The organism is Pseudoalteromonas sp. NCCP-2140, from assembly GCF_023708065.1.
Taxonomy (GTDB): Bacteria; Pseudomonadota; Gammaproteobacteria; order Enterobacterales; family Alteromonadaceae; genus Pseudoalteromonas.
Map to the genome: position 1 here is coordinate 15,765 of NZ_BRCZ01000020.1, position 20,329 is coordinate 36,093.

13 protein-coding genes and 1 tRNA gene are annotated in these 20,329 nt (G+C 43.5%); 13 read left to right on the forward strand and 1 reads right to left on the reverse strand.

Annotated elements, in window-relative coordinates:
• Positions 1 to 111: 111 nt before the first annotated feature.
• Positions 112 to 4,050, reverse strand: coding sequence for a hybrid sensor histidine kinase/response regulator transcription factor (locus tag NFU46_RS20020; RefSeq protein WP_251604374.1), 3,939 nt, complete (start codon positions 4,048 to 4,050; stop codon positions 112 to 114).
• 162 nt (positions 4,051 to 4,212) lie between these two features.
• Here NFU46_RS20020 and NFU46_RS20025 point away from each other — a divergent pair.
• The 13 genes from NFU46_RS20025 to NFU46_RS20085 all read left to right on the forward strand — a co-directional run.
• Positions 4,213 to 4,289, forward strand: a tRNA-Trp gene (locus NFU46_RS20025).
• Between the two features lie 132 nt (positions 4,290 to 4,421).
• A complete protein-coding gene (gene secE / locus NFU46_RS20030; protein ID WP_036971579.1) occupies positions 4,422 to 4,799 on the forward strand; it encodes a preprotein translocase subunit SecE in 378 nt (125 codons plus the stop codon).
• Positions 4,800 to 4,803: 4 nt separating this feature from the next.
• Positions 4,804 to 5,361 carry a transcription termination/antitermination protein NusG gene (gene nusG, locus NFU46_RS20035; protein ID WP_054554826.1) on the forward strand — a complete coding sequence of 186 codons (558 nt, stop codon included), beginning with the start codon at positions 4,804 to 4,806 and terminating at the stop codon, positions 5,359 to 5,361.
• Between the two features lie 214 nt (positions 5,362 to 5,575).
• A complete protein-coding gene (rplK, locus tag NFU46_RS20040; protein WP_054554827.1) occupies positions 5,576 to 6,004 on the forward strand; it encodes a 50S ribosomal protein L11 in 429 nt (142 codons plus the stop codon).
• A gap of 4 nt (positions 6,005 to 6,008) precedes the next feature.
• Entirely contained in the window at positions 6,009 to 6,713 is a 705-nt protein-coding gene (rplA, locus tag NFU46_RS20045) for a 50S ribosomal protein L1 (RefSeq protein WP_054564002.1), read from the forward strand.
• A gap of 319 nt (positions 6,714 to 7,032) precedes the next feature.
• On the forward strand, positions 7,033 to 7,527 hold the full coding sequence (rplJ, locus tag NFU46_RS20050) for a 50S ribosomal protein L10 (RefSeq protein WP_175080873.1): 495 nt from the start codon (positions 7,033 to 7,035) through the stop codon (positions 7,525 to 7,527).
• Between the two features lie 81 nt (positions 7,528 to 7,608).
• Positions 7,609 to 7,980 (forward strand): 50S ribosomal protein L7/L12, encoded by a 372-nt coding sequence (gene rplL, locus NFU46_RS20055; RefSeq protein ID WP_251604398.1) that lies wholly within the window; start codon positions 7,609 to 7,611, stop codon positions 7,978 to 7,980.
• A 272-nt stretch (positions 7,981 to 8,252) separates the two neighbouring features.
• A complete protein-coding gene (gene rpoB / locus NFU46_RS20060; protein ID WP_055022150.1) occupies positions 8,253 to 12,278 on the forward strand; it encodes a DNA-directed RNA polymerase subunit beta in 4,026 nt (1,341 codons plus the stop codon).
• A 97-nt stretch (positions 12,279 to 12,375) separates the two neighbouring features.
• The gene (gene rpoC, locus NFU46_RS20065) at positions 12,376 to 16,548 is read left to right on the forward strand and encodes a DNA-directed RNA polymerase subunit beta' (protein ID WP_251604401.1); all 4,173 of its coding nucleotides are present in this window, start codon (positions 12,376 to 12,378) and stop codon (positions 16,546 to 16,548) included.
• A gap of 192 nt (positions 16,549 to 16,740) precedes the next feature.
• The gene (gene rpsL / locus NFU46_RS20070) at positions 16,741 to 17,115 is read left to right on the forward strand and encodes a 30S ribosomal protein S12 (RefSeq protein WP_002958885.1); all 375 of its coding nucleotides are present in this window, start codon (positions 16,741 to 16,743) and stop codon (positions 17,113 to 17,115) included.
• Positions 17,116 to 17,212: 97 nt separating this feature from the next.
• Entirely contained in the window at positions 17,213 to 17,683 is a 471-nt protein-coding gene (rpsG, locus tag NFU46_RS20075; protein ID WP_054554834.1) for a 30S ribosomal protein S7, read from the forward strand.
• 27 nt (positions 17,684 to 17,710) lie between these two features.
• Positions 17,711 to 19,825, forward strand: a complete 2,115-nt coding sequence (fusA, locus tag NFU46_RS20080) for an elongation factor G (protein ID WP_175080871.1) — start codon at positions 17,711 to 17,713, stop codon at positions 19,823 to 19,825.
• A gap of 60 nt (positions 19,826 to 19,885) precedes the next feature.
• On the forward strand, positions 19,886 to 20,329 hold a 444-nt coding region (locus tag NFU46_RS20085; RefSeq protein ID WP_251604404.1), incomplete at its 3' end, for a GTP-binding protein.

The window sequence follows — 20,329 nt, forward strand, 5'->3', positions numbered from 1 at the left end:
CTTATATCTCATGCAGTAAATAACGCCGCACTATGGGCTTTGTTGTTATTGACGTTTGTATTGATAAGCTATAAAAATCAGTGTTTTATTAATAGCACTCAGGCGAAAACTTTATTCACTGATGCGAAATTCGGCATGTTTTTGATATTTTTCTCGATACTGTTTTGGTGATAAGCCAACATAGCTTTTAAAGCTTCGGGCAAAATAGCTTTGTGAACTAAAACCTGCTTGCTCCGCGACTTGTCCAATTGCTAACGCGCTATCGATTAACTGTTTTTTTGCAAACTCTAAGCGAGTATTACGCAAATAATCAGAAGGCGTTTGTGAGTACAAGGCTTTCATTTTTAGTTGTAGCGCTCGGGGGCTTAAACATAACGCTGAGGCTAGTTGTTCAACCGAAAAACTTTCATCTTGGTAATGCGCTTGCACTATTTGCTTAAGTTTTTCTGTAAAAGAGTAATCTTTATTTTGTACTGTTATTGGCGCTGTATCGCTATTCAGAGGAGCTGCCAATTGTGCTGTTAGGTGTTGGTTTAAAATTTGTCTCAGATTAAGCAGGCCTTTTACTCTGCTTACTAGTAGAGTCGGTTCAAAAGGTTTACTTAAAAAGTCATCAGCTAATAAATCAAGCCCTTTTAAGCGGCTGTGGGTATCTGCTTTAGCTGAAAGTAATAATACCGGAATGTGGCTGGTGGCCGGGTTTGCTCGAAGAGCTGCTAATAATTGATAACCATCCATATTCGGCATCATCACATCACTGATAATGAGGTCAGGCAGGTCTGACTGACAAAGGTCGAGAGCTTGCTGGCCATCAGCAGCACAGATACAGTTAAACTCGTTATTAAATAAAGAAAGGAGTAGCTCTGCCATTTCCTCATTATCTTCAACAATCAGCAATGTCTGTTGTGAGGTAAGAACTTGCGTAGCACTATTAATGTGCTTATCAGCACTTTCAACCACTGGTAATGACACAGTAAAGCAGCTACCTTCAGCGATGTTACTGCTTACACTGATAGAGCCACCATACTTTTCAACGAGTTGTTTTACTAAGCTCAGGCCAATACCACTTCCTGGTTCTGACGATGTTAAGCGAGTAAAGCGCTGAAAAATTGACTGCTGATGCTCACTGGCAATACCCACACCGGTATCAGTAATTTTAAAATGTAACGCTTGTTGCACTTCACTAAGGTGAATATCGACAGTGCCACCTGAAGGGGTGTACTTAAGTGCATTGCTTATCAGGTTACTGAAAATCGAGTGGGCATGTTCAGGAGCAAGGTTAATCTTAAGTGCTGTAGTGGTGGTGTCAGTAAAGCTAAATTGCAGTTTTTTTTGCTCATACAGAGGTCTGAAATCCGCCACTAAATCTGTTAAAAATGGCGTAATAGAATAGGGGCTGACAGTGTAAATTGCCGTGCTTGGGCGTTGACTCAGTTGTAAAAGTTGATTGATGAGCTCAAGTAAGCGCTGGCAGTTACGTTTGATACTGGCTAGTTGCGTTTGAGCTTGAGAGTCTGCATTGCTTCGCTGTAACTGACTTACCGGAGCGAGTATTAAGCTAAGTGGTGTTTTGAGTTCGTGGCTAATGTTATCTAAAAACTGATCTTTTAGTTTGTTTAACTCAATTTCGGTTTGCTTTTCTTGCTCTGCTAGTTTGCGCTTGTACAAGGCATTTAACACAAGCCAAGTCAGTGCTAAAGCAAATGTAAAGTAAATGCCGTAGGCTAACTTAGTTTGCCACCAAGGAGGCACAACAGTAAGCGCTAATAGCTGTGTACTGTCACTCCATTGGCCATATTGATCTTTTGCTTTTAGCAATAACTGGTAGTTACCAGCAGGCAATTGCGGATAGTTAATTTGCCTAAGGGATGCATCGGTATATAAAAATTGTTCATCAAAACCAGCTAGCTTGTAGCCATATTGATAATATTTTGGAGTCGCACCATTTTTTAATGCACTAAATTTAAAGCCGATAACCCCCGCTGATTTTGCAAACGAGAATGTCAGAGTTGCACTAGCAAGGGTATTGGTTTGCTTATCAAAATGATTACTTTTAATTGCTCGGTTATTAAGTAATAACCCAGTTAACACTGGAGTCGGGGGAGTGTGTGATAAGGTTAGTTGCTCTGGGTAAAAATGATTATAGCCATTAATACCCCCAAAAAATAACTCGCCATCGTCAGCTTGAAAGCTCGCACCTAATATAAATGACTGGTGTTGAATACCATCTTCAGGCAAAAACTGCTGCATTTGCTGTGTGCTGGGATTATAGCGAGTGAGTCCGCCATTGGTCGCAAGCCAAAGCGTACCTTGTTTATCGGCAAGAATGTCAAAAATGTTGTCATTAGCTAAACCTTGTTGTTCAGTAATGTGTTTCACTGTGAGGGTACGCTTGTTGACTTGATTCAAGCCTTGCATGGTTCCAACCCAAATGCTGTCTTCACTGAGTAATAAAGAGGTAACCATATTGTGGCTAAGCCCTGTCTCGCCTGAATTTTGCTCATCTAATAAACTAAATTGTTCTGTTGAGATATCGAGTTTATTGAGTCCTGCTCGGGTACCAATCCATAGTGCGTGCTCTTCATTATCATAAGCCAAAGTAAATACGGTGTTGTTGGCAAGGCTATTTTGCGCATCATTGTGCTTATAGTGAGTCACCTTGGCAGAGGTTGGTTCAAAGCGGGTTAAGCCTTGGTTACTACCTAGCCAAAGTGCACCTGTTTTGTCGCTGGTAATTGCGTACACACGATCACTGGCTAGCTGGTGGCTTTGCATGGTGAAAGTTGTAAACTCATCAAGGCGGTCCTGATACTTAATTAAACCGCCACCGTAAGTACCAATCCATAATTGCTGGTTAGCATCTTCGTGTAGGGCAAATATATTCTTATTAGGTAGGGCGTTTTTAAAGTGCTGATAACCAGACGTTGTTTTGCGGTTGAGTCCATCACGGGTGCCAACCCATACCTCACCATTGGCTCTTTTAACTATTGAACGAACAAAGTTATGGCTTAACGAATTTGCTTGAGAGGTTTTTAATTGATGAGAGAACTGTTGCTGCTTTGGATCATAGCGGTGCACACCATAGCCATCTGTGCCCAGCCAAATAACACCTTGCGAGTCTTGAAAAAGAGAAAGCAGGTAGTCGCTGTTTAAGCCGTTGGGGTTTTGTTTGTCATGGCGATATTGAGTGAATTGCTCTTGTAAGTCAGCACCTGCAGGTAAAAGGTATAGACCTTGCCCGTAGCTTGTAAGCCAAAGGTTTTGCTGTTGGTCAACGAGGCTGTCTGTGATCCAGGCGCCATTAAACTGTTCGACTTTTTCACTACTTTGCGTAGCTAAATTTAATATATAAAGACCTTGTTTAGCGCCAATAAGCAGCTTTTCGTCATTAAGCAACTTGAGATGCCAGAGCGGCACGGAGATCTGAGCATGCTGAGTAAATTGCTCAGTAATTGGGTCAAATGAAATAAGCCCTTTATCTGTTGCAAGCCAAATTAGTTCATCGGTAATAACAATGTCTCGAACCAGTGGCTGCGCTGACTTATAGTGAAAGTGTGTAAAGCTATTATTTGATACATCAAAACGGGTTAACTTACCGTGTTCGTGGCCTAGCCACAGAACATCATCTTTAGCTAACGCCATAGACCAAATTTTATCTTCACTTAGGCTTTCATTATGGTGTGTAGAAAACACCTCAAACAGACCGGTTTTAGGGTTGAGTCTATTAAGCCCTTTGCTTGCAGTCGAAAACCATAGCTGGTTTTTACTATCTTTAACACAGCCGGTGATCCAGTTCCCTGAAATGCTTTTATGATCTCTGTTAGCTTTAAAACGCTTAAATTCATAACCATCGAAACGGTTTAAGCCACCTTGTGTGGCAAACCATAAAAAGCCTTGTTGGTCGGTGATGCTGCAAGTGATTGAATTTTGACTCAGGCCTTGCTGACTATTAAAAGTGCCTAGGTGCAAAGAACGGGCACTAGCCTGATTAGCTATCAACAAAATGAGGCATAACAATACAATATTAAAAGGGGATTTTAATAGCAGCACACTGATCCATGTTGTTTTATGTTCCTTTAATGGGGTTATGATAAACTGCTTTTTAATCAATGTTAATATTGATTTTTAAACGAACTGATGAGATTTTAACTAATGGGTATCTTTTACTCTTGTGTTAATGAATTGCGTAAGTATAATAGGCATCCACTTTGCAGGGGCGTAGTTCCAATTGGTAGAACAGCGGTCTCCAAAACCGACGGTTGGGAGTTCGAATCTCTCCGCCCCTGCCACTTTTTACACAATGTGTGCTAAGTCTGAAATTAAAAATCGGTTTAAACAAGTCAGTTTTTAAGTTTAGATTTTAATGGATTAACCCTGCCAGAGCGCAGGGTTGTTGTGTCTGTAGTTAAGGTAAAAATATTATGAGCACGAATGTAGAAACACCATCAAGTGCGATGGATTCAGTAAAGTGGATTGTAGCAATTGCGCTACTAGCAGGCGCAGTCGTTGGTAACCACATGTATGCAGACCAATCTGTATTATTACGTGCTATTGGTGTAGTGGTTGCTGTTGCAGCTGGTTTAGGCATTGCCTCACTAACTGAAAAAGGTCGTACTTTTCTTGCGTTTGCAAAAGAAGCACGTATCGAAGTACGTAAAGTTGTGTGGCCAACTCGCCAAGAAACAACACATACGACATTAATTGTAATGGTTGCAACTGTGATTATGGCGCTTATCCTTTGGGGATTAGATGGCATTTTATTCCGCGCAGTAGGCTTTTTAACTGGATTGGAGATCTAATCCCATGTCGGATGAGAAGAACGAAAAGAAACTACGTTGGTACGTAGTACAAGCTTTCTCGGGTTACGAGAAGCGTGTAGCACAAACTATTCTTGAGCACATCAAGATCGAAGGTTTGGAAGATAGTTTTGGTGAAGTATTAGTACCAACTGAAGAAGTTGTTGAGATGCGCGCTGGCCAAAAGCGTAAATCTGAGCGTAAATTCTTCCCAGGTTACGTACTAGTTCAAATGGACATGAACGATGCAAGCTGGCACTTAGTGAACAGCACTGCACGTGTTATGGGCTTCATTGGTGGTACGTCTGATCGTCCAGCACCAATTAGCCAAAAAGAAGCTGACCGCATCTTAAACCGTCTTCAAGAGAACTCTGAAGCACCTAAGCCAGCTACATTATTCGAGCCAGGCGAAGTTGTTCGTGTTATCGATGGTCCATTTGCTGACTTCAGCGGTGTTGTTGAAGAAGTTGATTACGAGAAGAGCCGCGTGAAAGTGTCTGTTCTTATCTTCGGTCGTTCGACACCTGTTGACCTTGAATTTGGTCAAGTTGAGCAAGACAAGTAAGTAAAAAATTAAAGCTGCCAAAGTTGATTAATATTTTGGCAATACGCTTGAAAAAGGCCGCTGATTAACTTATAATCAGCGGCCTTTTTGTGTTAGGGCAAGTTACAACTTGTTTTATCACTAAAAAGTGAGAACCAATTTTTAAACTGGGAAGCCGTTAGAGTACGCGTCCTCGCGCGCACAAGGCTATGACCCACCAAATGAGGTATTTATTATGGCTAAAAAAGTTGAAGCTATTATCAAGCTACAAGTTGCCGCTGGTATGGCTAACCCTAGTCCTCCAGTAGGTCCAGCACTAGGTCAACACGGTGTAAACATCATGGAATTCTGTAAAGCGTTCAACGCACGTACAGAATCTATCGAAAAAGGCGCTCCAGTTCCTGTAGTGATCTCTGTTTACGGTGACCGTTCTTTCACGTTCGACATGAAAACTCCACCGGCTGCTTACTTACTTAAGAAAGCTGCAGGTATCAAATCAGGTTCTGGCCGTCCTAACACTGAAAAAGTGGGTACAGTAACTCGTGCTCAACTTGAAGAAATCGTTGAGACAAAACGACCTGACCTTACAGCGGCTGATATGGACGCTGCAGTTCGCACTATCGCAGGTTCTGCGCGTGCGATGGGCTTGAACGTAGAGGACTAAGATAATGGCAAAATTAACTAAACGTATGCGTACAATCCGCGAAAAAGTGGATGTAACTAAAGATTACGAAATCAACGAAGCAGTTGCTCTTTTAAAAGAGTTAGCGACAGCTAAATTCGTAGAAAGTGTTGACGTTGCTGTTAACCTTGGTATCGATGCTCGTAAATCTGACCAAAACGTTCGTGGTGCAACTGTACTACCTAACGGTACTGGTCGTGAAGTTCGTGTTGCTGTATTCACACAAGGCGCTAACGCAGATGCTGCGAAAGAAGCTGGTGCTGAATTAGTGGGCATGGAAGATCTTGCTGAACAAGTTAAGAAAGGCGAGATGAACTTTGACGTTGTTGTTGCATCTCCAGACGCTATGCGTGTTGTTGGTCAACTAGGTCAAATCTTAGGTCCACGTGGTCTAATGCCAAACCCTAAAACTGGTACTGTAACTCCTAACGTTGCAGAAGCAGTTAAAAACGCGAAAGCAGGTCAAGTTCGTTACCGTAACGACAAGAACGGTATCATCCATACTACTATCGGTAAGGTTGATTTCACTGCTGAGCAACTTCAACAAAACCTTGAAGCTCTTATTGTTGCGCTTAAGAAGGCTAAACCTTCTCAAGCAAAAGGTACTTACGTGAAGAAAGTAACTATCTCTACAACAATGGGCGCAGGTGTTGCTGTTGACCAAAACTCTCTAAGCACGGTTGTTGCTTAATTAAGAGTTTACATGGCGCGAAATTTGAACTATAATTTTGCGCCATTTTGTTGAGAAAGTTAATTTCGAAACAAGTAAAGAATTCGGGTTGAAGTCCATAATTTCGTAATGCCTTCGGGTAAAAACGATAAATTGGGCTTCCGTCCAAGACCGTAGGCGGCTTCGGCCTTAATATTTTACCTACGTAGACGGTGTGAATCCCCAGATAGATTTTTCCTAATCTTCTGGCTCTCGCCGTAAAAAGCATCTCCATCTTTGATGGGGAAGAGTAGAACAGGGAAGCCAATTTCGGCAACCCATTAAACCAGGAGTAACACCCATGGCTTTAAATCTTCAAGGCAAAAAAGCAATTGTTGCTGAAGTCAACGAAGCAGCCACTGGTGCTCTTTCTGCAGTTGTTGCAGATTCTCGTGGTGTAACAGTTGGTGCTATCACTGCCCTTCGTAAAGAAGCTCGTGAAGCTGGTGTATGGATGAAAGTTGTTCGTAACACTTTAGCTAAACGTGCTGTTGAAGGTACAGATTTTGAGTGCCTTTCTGACTCACTTGTAGGTCCAAGCTTAATCGCTTTCTCTTCAGAGCACCCAGGTGCTGCTGCGCGTATCTTCAAAGAATTCGCGAAGAAGAACGAGAAATTCGAAGTTAAGACGGCTGCATTTGAAGGTAACGTAGTAGACGCAGCTATGCTAGCAACTCTACCTACTTACGACGAAGCTGTTGCACGCTTAATGAGCGCTATGAAAGAAGCGTCTGCAGGTAAATTGTGTAAAACAATTGAAGCAGTACGTGTACAGAAAGAAGAGCAAGCTGCTTAATTTTAAGCTGTTTTTTTGTTCACTTTCGGTGTAATATTTTTTTTGGGCTATATTTAGTCCGTAATAATTAGGAAATTTGTAATGTCTGTAACTAAAGACCAAATCCTTGATGCTATTGCTGAAATGTCAGTAATGGACGTTGTTGCTCTAGTTGAAGCAATGGAAGAAAAATTCGGCGTAACTGCAGCTGCTGCTGTTGTTGCTGGTCCTGCTGCTGAAGCAGCTGAAGCAGCTGAAGAAAAGACTGAGTTCGACGTAATCCTTACTGGCGCTGGCGCTAACAAGGTTGCAGCTATCAAAGCTGTACGTGGTGCTACTGGTCTTGGCCTTAAAGAAGCTAAAGCACTTGTTGAAGCTGCTCCTGCACCTATCAAAGAAGGTGTATCTAAAGAAGAAGCTGAAGCACTTGCAAAAGACCTTACTGAAGCTGGTGCTGAAGTTGAGGTTAAGTAATCTAGCTTACGCTAGGTTCGCTGCCTGAGTAATCAGGCAAGGGCTGGTGATTATTTAATCACCGGCCTTTTTGCGCTATAGAGCGATGCAATCCTGTAACGCAAATAAAATCTAATTTTCTCTTTACTTTCAAGTTGTTACCTAGTTTGGTGTTGAAAGTGTCAGAGCAAAATAGAACAACAATTTAATGTTGTACATCTTGGCTTAGATGCCAGTTAAGTCTGTTCTTACAAGAACAGGTCGGGTCAAAGATCAGCAAGCTGAGGAACCCCATGGCTTACTCTTATTCTGAAAAGAAACGTATCCGTAAGGATTTTGGTAAACGTCCACAAGTTTTGGATATACCTTTCTTACTGTCGACGCAGTTAGAATCGTTTAAAAAATTCTTAGTCCCTGACGCTGATGGCGATCACGGTTTGGAAGCTGCTTTCCGTTCTGTGTTTCCTATCAAAAGCTACTCGGGAAATTCTGAGCTTCAATACGTAAGTTATCGTATTGGTGAGCCAGTATTCGATGTAAAAGAATGTCAAATTCGCGGTGTGACTTATTCTGCTCCACTTCGCGTAAAATTGCGTCTTGTGGTGATGGACAAAGAAGCACCAGGCACAGTTAAAGACATTAAAGAGCAAGAAGTTTACATGGGCGAAATTCCGCTCATGACTGATACCGGTACCTTTGTTATCAATGGTACAGAGCGTGTTATCGTTTCTCAGCTACACCGTAGCCCTGGTGTATTCTTTGATAACGACCGCGGTAAAACTCACTCGTCAGGTAAAGTACTTTATAACGCGCGTGTAATTCCTTACCGTGGTTCATGGTTAGACTTCGAGTTTGATGCAAAAGATAACCTTTATGTACGTATTGACCGTCGTCGTAAATTACCGGCGTCAATCATCCTACGTGCACTTGAGTACTCAACGGATGAAATCCTAGAGATATTCTTCGATACAACTGCGTTTGAAGTTGCTGACGGTAAAGTTCTTATGGAACTTGTTCCTTCACGCTTACGTGGTGAAACTGCCGCTTTTGATATCAAAGGCGAAGACGGTGAAGTCCTTGTTGAAGCGGGTCGTCGTATTACTGCGCGTCACATCAAGAACATCGAGAAAAAAGGTATTAACCAATTAGAAGTACCGCATGAGTACATCATTGGTCGTGTTGTAGCTAGAAACTATGTTGATGAGTCAACTGGTGAGATCATCGCAAACGCGAATGATGAGCTATCACTTGAGCTAATGGCTGAATTGGTTAAAGCAGGTCACACTAAGATTGATACACTATATATCAACGAAGTGGACAGCGGCGCCTACATGTCAGATACATTACGTATCGACACAACAAGCAACCGTTTAGAAGCATTAGTAGAAATTTATCGCATGATGCGCCCAGGCGAGCCACCGACGAAAGACGCGGCTGAAGCCTTATTTGATAACTTGTTCTTCTCTGACGAGCGTTACGATTTATCAACAGTTGGTCGTATGAAGTTCAATAGCCGTGTAGGTTATGACTCAGATACTGGCCCTGGCACATTATCGAAAGAAGACATCGTAGCTGTTATGAAAGTGCTTATCGCTATTCGTAACGGTGTTGGCGATGTTGATGATATCGACCACTTAGGCAACCGTCGTATCCGTAGTGTTGGCGAAATGGCTGAGAACCAATTCCGCGTTGGTCTAGTACGTGTTGAGCGTGCTGTACGTGAGCGTTTAAGCTTAGGTGACCTTGACGCTGTAATGCCACAAGATCTTATTAACGCCAAGCCTATTTCGGCTGCGGTTAAAGAGTTCTTTGGTTCATCTCAGTTATCACAGTTCATGGACCAAAATAACCCGCTTTCAGAAGTAACGCACAAGCGTCGTATTTCTGCATTAGGCCCGGGTGGTTTAACACGTGAACGCGCTGGCTTCGAGGTTCGAGACGTTCACGTAACTCACTATGGTCGTGTATGTCCAATCGAAACGCCTGAGGGTCCAAACATCGGTCTAATTAACTCATTGTCTACGTACGCACGTACGAATGACTATGGTTTCTTAGAAACACCTTACCGTAAAGTGGTAAACGGTGTAGTTACTGATGAAGTAGATTACTTATCAGCCATTGAAGAAGGTCAGTTTGTTATCGCTCAGGCGAACTCAAACTTGAACGAAAACAATGAGTTTGTTGATGAACTAATTCCATGTCGCCACAAAGGTGAATCAACCTTTATGGGCAAAATGGATCAGCAATATATGGACGTATCACCACAACAGGTGATCTCTGTAGCGGCAGCACTTATCCCGTTCCTAGAACACGATGATGCTAACCGTGCATTGATGGGTTCAAACATGCAACGTCAAGCCGTACCAACACTTATCGCGGACAAACCGCTGGTAGGTACAGGTATCGAGCTTACACTAGCGAAAGATTCTGGTGTAACTATCGTTGCTAAGCGTGGTGGTGAAGTAATGTATGCGGATGCAAGCCGCATCGTTGTAAATGTACATGAAGATGAGCGCATTCCAGGTGAAGCGGGCATCGATATTTACAACCTTACTAAATACACTCGCTCAAACCAAAATACATGTATTAACCAAAAACCAACTTGTATGGTTGGTGAGCCGGTAACACGTGGTGACGTATTAGCAGATGGTCCTTCGACTGACCTAGGTGACTTAGCACTTGGTCAAAACCTTCGCGTGGCATTCATGCCATGGAACGGTTATAACTTCGAGGATTCAATCCTACTATCTGAGCGTGTAGTTCAAGAAGATCGTCTAACGACTATCCACATTCAAGAACTACAATGTATCGCACGTGATACTAAATTAGGTCCTGAAGAGATCACAGCAGATATCCCTAACGTAGGTGAGTCTGCACTAGGCAAGCTTGATGAATCAGGCGTTGTTTATATCGGTGCTGAAGTTAAAGGCGGCGATATCCTAGTAGGTAAAGTGACTCCGAAAGGCGAAACGCAATTAACACCAGAAGAAAAGCTACTACGTGCTATCTTCGGTGAGAAAGCGTCAGATGTTAAAGACAGCTCTTTACGCGTACCAAACTCTGTAACTGGTACCGTAATCGACGTACAAGTTTTCACCCGTGACGGTGTTGAAAAAGATAAGCGTGCGTTAGAAGTTGAAGACATGCAGCTTCGCGAAGCGAAGAAAGACTTCAACGAAGAGTTCCGTATCTTAGAAGCAGGTGTATTAGACCGTGCTCGTAAGCTACTTGTTGACGCAGGTCTGAACGCAGATTCAATTGCATCACTAAATGCTGAAAAGCTGCTTACTCAAAGCCTTGCTGAAGAAGACAAGCAAGCTGAACTTGAGCAACTAGCTGCCCAGTACGATGAGCTTAAAGCTGAATACGATAAGAAGTTTGAAAACAAACGTCGTAAGATCACTCAAGGTGATGACTTAGCACCAGGCGTACTTAAGATTGTTAAAGTATACCTAGCTGTTAAACGTCGTATCCAACCGGGTGATAAGATGGCGGGTCGTCACGGTAACAAAGGTGTTATCTCGACTATCGTACCAGTAGAAGATATGCCATACGATGACAAAGGTCGTACGGTAGACATCGTTCTGAACCCGCTAGGTGTACCATCACGTATGAACATCGGTCAGATCCTAGAAACACACATGGGTCTTGCTGCACGTGGTGTGGGTGAGCGCTTAGAAGAAATGATGAAAGAGCAGCGTGAACTGCACGAAATCCGTAGCTTCGTTAAGAAAGTTTACGAATTAGGTGATTGTCGTCAGAAAGTTGATATCGACTCGTTCTCTGATGATGAAGTTCGTCGCTTAGCTGATAACTTGAAAGGTGGTTTACCGATCGCAACTCCAGCCTTTGATGGTGCTCGTGAAAGCGAAATCAAAGACTTACTAGAGCTTGGTGGTTATCCAAGAAGCGGTCAAGTTACACTTTATGATGGCCGTACTGGCGATCAGTTCGAACGTCAAGTAACTGTTGGTTACATGTACATGCTGAAACTTAACCACTTGGTTGATGACAAGATGCACGCACGTTCAACTGGTTCTTACAGCCTTGTTACTCAGCAGCCGCTGGGTGGTAAAGCTCAGTTCGGTGGCCAGCGTTTCGGTGAGATGGAGGTGTGGGCACTAGAAGCTTACGGTGCTGCATATACTCTACAAGAAATGCTAACAGTGAAATCGGATGACGTGAACGGTCGTACTAAGATGTATAAGAACATCGTAGATGGTAACCATAAGATGGAACCAGGTATGCCAGAATCGTTCAACGTATTGTTGAAAGAAATCCGCTCACTGGGTATCAACATCGAGTTGGAAGAAAATTAAGCCATTTAGGTGCGGCGTAAGCCGCACCTGTTAGGCCGAATAGAATGTAGGGGCGATTGGTTCGCCCTCAAGATTAACCTCCGACAGGAGAGCTAAGGTGAAAGACTTACTTAAGTTTCTGAAGCAACAAAATAAGACCGAAGAATTCGATGCAATTCGCATTGGTCTTGCTTCGCCAGATATGGTTCGTTCATGGTCATACGGTGAAGTAAAGAAACCTGAGACAATCAACTACCGTACTTTCAAGCCTGAGCGCGACGGCTTATTCTGTGCCCGTATTTTCGGCCCAGTGAAAGATTATGAGTGTTTATGTGGTAAATATAAGCGCCTTAAGCACCGTGGTGTTATTTGTGAAAAGTGTGGCGTTGAAGTAACGCTTACTAAAGTGCGTCGTGACCGTATGGGTCACATTGAGCTTGCGAGCCCAGTTGCGCACATTTGGTTCTTAAAATCATTACCGTCACGTATCGGCTTAATGCTAGACATGACACTTCGTGACATCGAGCGCGTACTTTACTTCGAATCATTCGTAGTAACTGAGCCTGGTATGACAACGCTTGAGCGTGGTCAGCTTTTAGGTGAAGAAGAGTACCTAGATGCACTAGAAGAGCACGGTGATGAGTTTGAAGCGAAGATGGGTGCAGAAGCAGTATTAGACTTGCTTCGTGAACTTGATCTTGGCCAATTAATTGCTGAAATGCGTGAAGAGTTACCAACAATTAACTCTGAAACTAAGCGTAAGAAGATCACTAAACGTCTTAAATTAATGGAATCTTTCCACCAATCAGGTAACAACCCTGAGTGGATGATCATGACAGTACTTCCAGTACTTCCGCCTGATCTACGTCCATTAGTACCACTAGACGGTGGTCGTTTTGCGACTTCTGATCTGAATGACCTTTACCGTCGTGTTATTAACCGTAATAACCGTCTTAAGCGTCTATTAGATCTAGCAGCACCAGACATTATCGTACGCAACGAAAAACGTATGTTACAAGAAGCGGTAGATGCGCTACTTGATAACGGTCGTCGCGGTCGTGCGATTACAGGTTCTAACAAACGTCCTCTTAAATCGCTTGCTGATATGATCAAAGGTAAGCAAGGTCGTTTCCGTCAGAACTTACTTGGTAAACGTGTAGATTACTCTGGCCGTTCTGTAATCACAGTAGGTCCTACGCTTAAACTACACCAGTGTGGTCTTCCTAAGAAGATGGCACTTGAGCTATTCAAACCATTTATCTATGGCAAATTAGAGCGTCGCGGCATGGCTACGACTATCAAAGCTGCTAAGAAGATGGTTGAGCGTGAAGTGGCAGAAGTATGGGATGTATTAGACGAAGTAATTCGTGAACATCCAGTATTACTTAACCGTGCACCAACACTTCACCGTTTGGGTATCCAAGCGTTCGAACCTGTGCTTATCGAAGGTAAAGCGATCCATTTACACCCATTAGTTTGTGCGGCGTACAACGCTGACTTCGATGGTGACCAAATGGCGGTACACGTACCGTTAACGCTTGAAGCACAGTTAGAAGCACGTGCTCTAATGATGTCTACAAACAACATCCTATCTCCAGCGAATGGTGAGCCAATCATCGTTCCTTCACAGGACGTTGTATTAGGTCTTTACTACATGACTCGTGATCGCATCAATGCGAAAGGCGAAGGTACTGTATTTAAAGATCCTAAAGAAGCTGAAAAAGCATACCGCAGTGGTAATGCTGAGCTACATGCGCGCGTAAAAGTACGTATTAGCGAAACAGTTAACAATGAAGAAGGTGAAGCAGTTGAGCAAGTATCTATTGTTGAAACAACAGTAGGTCGTGCAATTCTTTCACTAATCCTACCTAAAGGCATGCCGTTTGAGTTAATCAACCAAGCCCTAGGTAAGAAACAAATTTCTGGCTTATTAAACGAGTGTTACCGTCGTCTAGGTCTTAAAGATACCGTTATCTTTGCTGACCAAGTAATGTACACAGGTTTCCACTACGCAATGAAGTCAGGTGTTTCAATCGGTATCGATGACTTAGTTATCCCACCGGTTAAAGCAGAAATCATTGAATCAGCGGAAGCTGAAGTAACTGAAATCAACCAACAATTCCAATCAGGTCTTGTAACGGCTGGTGAAAAGTACAACAAAGTTATCGATATCTGGTCACGTGTAAATGAAAACTTATCACGTGAGATGATGGCGAACTTATCAAAAGACACTGTAATCAACGCTAAAGGCGAAGAAGAAGAGCAATCTTCATTTAACTCAGTGTTTATGATGGCAGACTCAGGTGCACGTGGTAGCGCCGCTCAGATCCGTCAGTTAGCGGGTATGCGTGGTCTAATGGCACGTCCAGATGGTTCAATCATCGAGACACCAATCACGGCGAACTTCCGTGAAGGTCTAAACGTACTACAGTACTTCATCTCAACGCACGGTGCGCGTAAAGGTCTTGCCGATACAGCACTTAAAACAGCAAACTCGGGTTACTTAACGCGTCGTCTAGTAGACGTTGCACAAGACTTAGTAATCAACGAAGACGACTGTGGCACAGAAGATGGCTTAACAATGAAACCGCTTATCGAAGGTGGTGACGTTGTAGAAGCACTTCGTGAACGTGTACTAGGTCGTGTTGTTGCTGAAGATGTATTAATTCCAAATACTAACGAAGTACTTGTTGAGCGTAACGTTATGCTTGACGAAAAACTGTGTGACCTTTTAGAAGAGCACTCAGTGGATGAAGTACGCGTTCGTTCAGTAATCACTTGTGATAATGACTTTGGTGTATGTGCTAAGTGTTACGGTCGTGACCTTGCGCGTGGCCACATCATCAATCCAGGTGAGTCAGTAGGTGTTATCGCGGCACAATCAATCGGTGAGCCGGGTACACAGCTTACGATGCGTACCTTCCACATCGGTGGTGCGGCATCTCGAGCGTCTGCTGAAAACAGTGTACAAGTTAAAACTAACGGTACATTGAAGTTACACAATGCGAAGTACGTATTAAACACAGACGGTAAGATTGTTATCACGTCTCGTTCAACAGAGATCACTATCATCGATAGCTTTGGTCGTGAGAAAGAGCGTTATAAAGTACCTTACGGTGCGGTGTTAGCAGTACAAGATAATGCAGAAGTTCAAGGTAACGACATCGTTGCTACTTGGGACCCGCATAGTCACCCAATCGTTCTTGAGCACAAGTCAAAAATCTCGTTCAGCGACATTGATGACTCAAATACCGAAGCACAAACAGACGAGTTAACTGGTTTAACACGTGTGGTTGTTAAAGACTTAGGTAAAGCGAATGCGAAAGAACCTAAACTAATCATCGAAAGCGATGAGCGTGGTCTGCAAGAAACACGTCTTCCTTCATTCACAACGATTGAAGTAACAGACGGTGCAACTGCAAACCCAGGTGACGTACTTGCACGTATTCCGCAAGAAGGTTCGAAGACTCGTGATATCACGGGTGGTCTACCTCGCGTAGCTGACTTATTCGAAGCACGTAAGCCGAAAGATCCTGCAATCCTTGCAGAAATCACAGGTACTATCAGCTTCGGTAAAGAAACAAAAGGTAAGAAGCGTCTTGTAATCACTCCAGCTGAGGGTGACGCATACGAAGAGATGATCCCTAAATGGCGTCAACTTAACGTGTTCGAAGGTGAGCAAGTGTCTAAAGGTGAGGTTATCGCCGATGGTCCTGAGTCACCACATGACATCTTACGCCTACGTGGTGTAACTCATGTAGCTAACTACATCGTTAACGAAGTGCAAGAGGTTTACCGCTTGCAAGGCGTTAAGATCAATGACAAGCACATTGAGACAATTATTCGTCAGATGCTACGTAAATGTATCATCCTTGACGGCGGTGACACTGAGTTCTTAGCCGGTGAACAAGTTGAAGTAGCACGCGTTAATATTTCTAACCGTGAACTTGAGAAGCAAGGCAAGATCCCAGCGAAGTTTGAAATCCAGTTAATGGGTATCACTAAAGCGTCACTTGCAACAGAATCTTTCATTTCTGCAGCATCGTTCCAGGAGACAACTCGTGTCCTAACTGAAGCCGCTGTAAATGGTAAGAGCGATGAGCTTCGTGGTCTGAAAGAAAACGTAATCGTGGGTCGTCTGATCCCAGCTGGTACAGGCTTTGCGTATCACCAAGACCGTTTAAACCGTCGCAAGCAAGGTGAAATCGTTGAAGAGCAAACAGTAAGCGCTGAAGAGGCAACTCAAGCACTAACTGACGCACTAAACGCAGATATCTCTGGAAACCAATAATCTCAACTTAATCAATAGATTAAGAAATCGTAAGGCAGTTATCTTCTGCCTTACGATGAGTTAAGGTTGACAGGTTAAACTTTGCTCATTAAAATTCCGCCACCCATTTGCCTGCACGTTTTGTAACGAGCATGTAAACAGGGCGGATTTTTTATTTTTTCAGTAGTAATTTTAATTTCAGGAGCTATTTAAATGGCAACTATTAACCAGCTAGTGCGTAAGCCACGTCGTAGCAAAGTTACTAAAAGTAACTCAGCTGCACTTAAAGCTTGTCCGCAAAAGCGTGGTGTATGTACTCGTGTATATACAACTACACCTAAGAAACCAAACTCTGCATTACGTAAAGTAGCGCGTGTTCGTTTAACTAACGGTTTCGAAGTAACATCTTACATTGGTGGTGAAGGCCACAACTTACAAGAGCACAGTGTAATCCTAATCCGTGGTGGTCGTGTTAAAGACTTACCAGGTGTGCGTTTCCACACTGTACGTGGTGCACTTGACTGTGCAGGCGTTAGCGACCGTCGTCAAGCTCGTTCTAAATACGGTGCTAAACGCCCTAAGGGCTAATGGTTCTCCGTTAGTAAGGCCAAGCACTAAATTTTTAAATTAATTGTTTTGGGTATTGACTCTAAAAGAGCAAACCTGAAGATACCGGAGATACAAAATGCCTAGAAGACGCGTAATAGGTCAACGTAAAATTCTTCCAGATCCTAAGTTCGGATCGGAACTTCTTGCTAAATTCGTTAACGTAGTAATGTTAGACGGCAAGAAATCTACTGCTGAAAAAATCGTTTATGGTGCGTTAGACGTGGCTGCTGAGAAATCAGGCAAGTCGCACCTTGAAATCTTTGAAGCTGCACTTGAAAACGTTCGCCCACAGGTAGAGGTTAAATCTCGCCGTGTTGGTGGTTCAACGTACCAAGTACCAGTTGAAGTACGTCCAGTACGTCGCAACGCATTAGGTATGCGTTGGTTAGTAGACGCTGCACGTAAGCGTGGCGAAAAATCTATGGGCTTACGTTTAGCTCAAGAAATCGTTGACGCTGCTGACAACAAAGGCACTGCGGTTAAGAAACGTGAAGACGTTCACCGTATGGCTGAAGCGAATAAAGCATTCGCTCATTACCGTTGGTAATCTGCCCTTAACCTTTAAGAGGATCATATGGCACGTACAACTCCACTTGAGCGCTATCGCAATATCGGTATTTGCGCTCACGTAGATGCAGGTAAAACCACCACAACAGAACGTGTTCTGTTCTACACGGGTCTTTCTCATAAGATCGGTGAAGTACATGATGGTGCTGCAACTATGGATTGGATGGAGCAGGAACAAGAGCGTGGTATCACAATCACTTCTGCTGCAACAACGTGTTTCTGGAAAGGGATGGACGCTCAATTTGACGACCATCGCATCAATATCATTGATACGCCAGGACACGTAGATTTCACTATCGAAGTAGAGCGTTCTTTACGCGTACTAGATGGTGCGGTAGTTGTTCTTTGTGCTTCATCTGGTGTACAGCCGCAAACTGAGACAGTTTGGCGTCAAGCGAACAAATACGAAGTTCCTCGCATGATCTTCGTAAACAAAATGGATCGCACTGGCGCTGACTTCTTAACTGTTGTGGACCAGGTGAAATCTCGTCTTGGAGCAACGCCTGTTCCAATTCAGCTACCAATTGGTGCTGAAGACGACTTTAAAGGTGTTATTGACCTTATTAAGATGAAAGCCATTAACTGGAATGCCGAAGATCAAGGCATGACTTTCACTTATGAGGACATTCCGGCAGAGCTTCTGGAGCTTGCAGAAGAATGGCGTTCTCACATGGTTGAGAGCGCTGCTGAAGCATCAGAAGAACTAATGGACAAATATCTAGAAGGTGAAGACCTGACCGAAGCTGAAATTAAAGCAGCTTTACGTCAGCGCACATTAGCAAACGAAATTGTTCCAATGACGTGTGGTAGTGCATTTAAGAATAAGGGTGTTCAAGCTGTGCTTGATGCTGTTATCGAATATATGCCTGCGCCAACACAAGTGAAACAAATCCAAGGTATCGTTGAAGATGGTACTGAGGAAGAACGTCCTGCTGATGACAACGCACCGTTTGCCGCACTTGCTTTTAAGATTGCGACAGACCCGTTCGTTGGCACCTTGACCTTCTTCCGTGTTTACTCTGGTACTGTTAAACAGGGTGATGCGGTATACAATCCAGTTAAAAGTAAGCGTGAGCGACTTGGTCGTATCGTTCAGATGCATTCAAACTCACGTGAAGAGATCAAAGTAGTCTACGCAGGCGACATCGCAGCGGCTATTGGTCTTAAAGACGTAACAACAGGTGAGACACTGTGTGATCCGAACTCAATTATTACGCTTGAGCGTATGGAGTTCCCAGAGCCAGTTATCTCTGTTGCGGTTGAGCCTCGCACAGTAGCTGACCAAGATAAGATGGGAATCGCGTTAGGTAAACTAGCGGCAGAAGATCCATCTTTCAGAGTACAAACTGACGAAGAATCAGGCCAGACTATTATTTCTGGCATGGGTGAACTTCACCTTGATATCATTGTCGACCGTATGAAACGTGAATTCAGTGTTGAATGTAACGTTGGTAAGCCGCAGGTAGCATACCGTGAAGCTATCCGTTCAGCTGTTGAAGTTGAAGGGAAGTTCGTACGTCAATCAGGTGGTCGTGGTCAATATGGTCACGTCTGGCTTAAACTTGAACCGATGGATATTTCGGAGGATGAAGCGCCAACTTACGAGTTCGTTAACGAAATCGTTGGTGGTGCCGTTCCTAAAGAATACATCCCTGCGGTAGACAAAGGCATCCAAGAGCAAATGTCTCAAGGTGTGCTTGCAGGCTACCCATTACTTGGCGTTAAAGCGACTCTATATGATGGTTCATTCCATGATGTAGACTCGAATGAAATGGCATTTAAGATTGCAGGTTCAATGGCGATGAAGAAAGGTGCGCTTGAAGCAAACCCAGCTCTTCTAGAACCAGTAATGAAGGTTGAAGTTATCACTCCTGAAGAAAACATGGGTGATGTAGTTGGTGACTTAAACCGTCGCCGCGGCATGATCGAAGGCATGGAAGAAGCATTCGGTGGTCTTAAGCAAATTAATGCGCAAGTACCACTTTCTGAAATGTTTGGTTATGCAACTGATCTGCGATCTGCAACACAAGGCCGTGCATCTTACTCTATGGAGTTTTTGAAGTATGCAGAAGCCGCTAAAAACGTTGCAGATGCAATAATTGCAGCTCGCGCTGTTATATGATTTAGCTTGTCTGGCCCAATAGTGGGTCAGGCGTTAATTTCTTTATAGGAATTTTTTAAGATGGCAAAAGAAAAGTTTGAACGCGTAAAACCGCACGTAAACGTTGGTACAATCGGCCACGTTGACCACGGTAAAACAACTCTAACAGCAGCAATCACTAACGTACTTGCAAAAGTATACGGTGGTGTAGCTAAAGACTTCGCATCAATCGATAACGCTCCAGAAGAGCGTGAGCGTGGTATCACAATCTCAACTTCACACGTTGAGTACGATACTCCAACTCGTCACTACGCACACGTAGACTGTCCAGGACACGCCGATTATGTTAAAAACATGATCACTGGTGCTGCTCAAATGGACGGCGCAATCCTAGTAGTTGCAGCGACTGACGGTCCTATGCCACAAACTCGTGAGCACATCCTACTTTCTCGTCAGGTTGGTGTACCTTACATCATCGTATTCATGAACAAATGTGACATGGTTGACGACGAAGAGCTACTTGAG

Excerpts from the sequence above, each read along its gene's own strand:
- secE (WP_036971579.1), top strand. The coding sequence starts at position 4,422 with ATGAGCACGAATGTAGAAACACCATCAAGTGCGATGGATTCAGTAAAG.
- nusG (WP_054554826.1), top strand. The coding sequence starts at position 4,804 with ATGTCGGATGAGAAGAACGAAAAGAAACTACGTTGGTACGTAGTACAA.
- rplK (WP_054554827.1), top strand. The coding sequence starts at position 5,576 with ATGGCTAAAAAAGTTGAAGCTATTATCAAGCTACAAGTTGCCGCTGGT.
- rplA (WP_054564002.1), top strand. The coding sequence starts at position 6,009 with ATGGCAAAATTAACTAAACGTATGCGTACAATCCGCGAAAAAGTGGAT.
- rplJ (WP_175080873.1), top strand. The coding sequence starts at position 7,033 with ATGGCTTTAAATCTTCAAGGCAAAAAAGCAATTGTTGCTGAAGTCAAC.
- rplL (WP_251604398.1), top strand. The coding sequence starts at position 7,609 with ATGTCTGTAACTAAAGACCAAATCCTTGATGCTATTGCTGAAATGTCA.
- rpoB (WP_055022150.1), top strand. The coding sequence starts at position 8,253 with ATGGCTTACTCTTATTCTGAAAAGAAACGTATCCGTAAGGATTTTGGT.
- rpsL (WP_002958885.1), top strand. The coding sequence starts at position 16,741 with ATGGCAACTATTAACCAGCTAGTGCGTAAGCCACGTCGTAGCAAAGTT.
- rpsG (WP_054554834.1), top strand. The coding sequence starts at position 17,213 with ATGCCTAGAAGACGCGTAATAGGTCAACGTAAAATTCTTCCAGATCCT.
- fusA (WP_175080871.1), top strand. The coding sequence starts at position 17,711 with ATGGCACGTACAACTCCACTTGAGCGCTATCGCAATATCGGTATTTGC.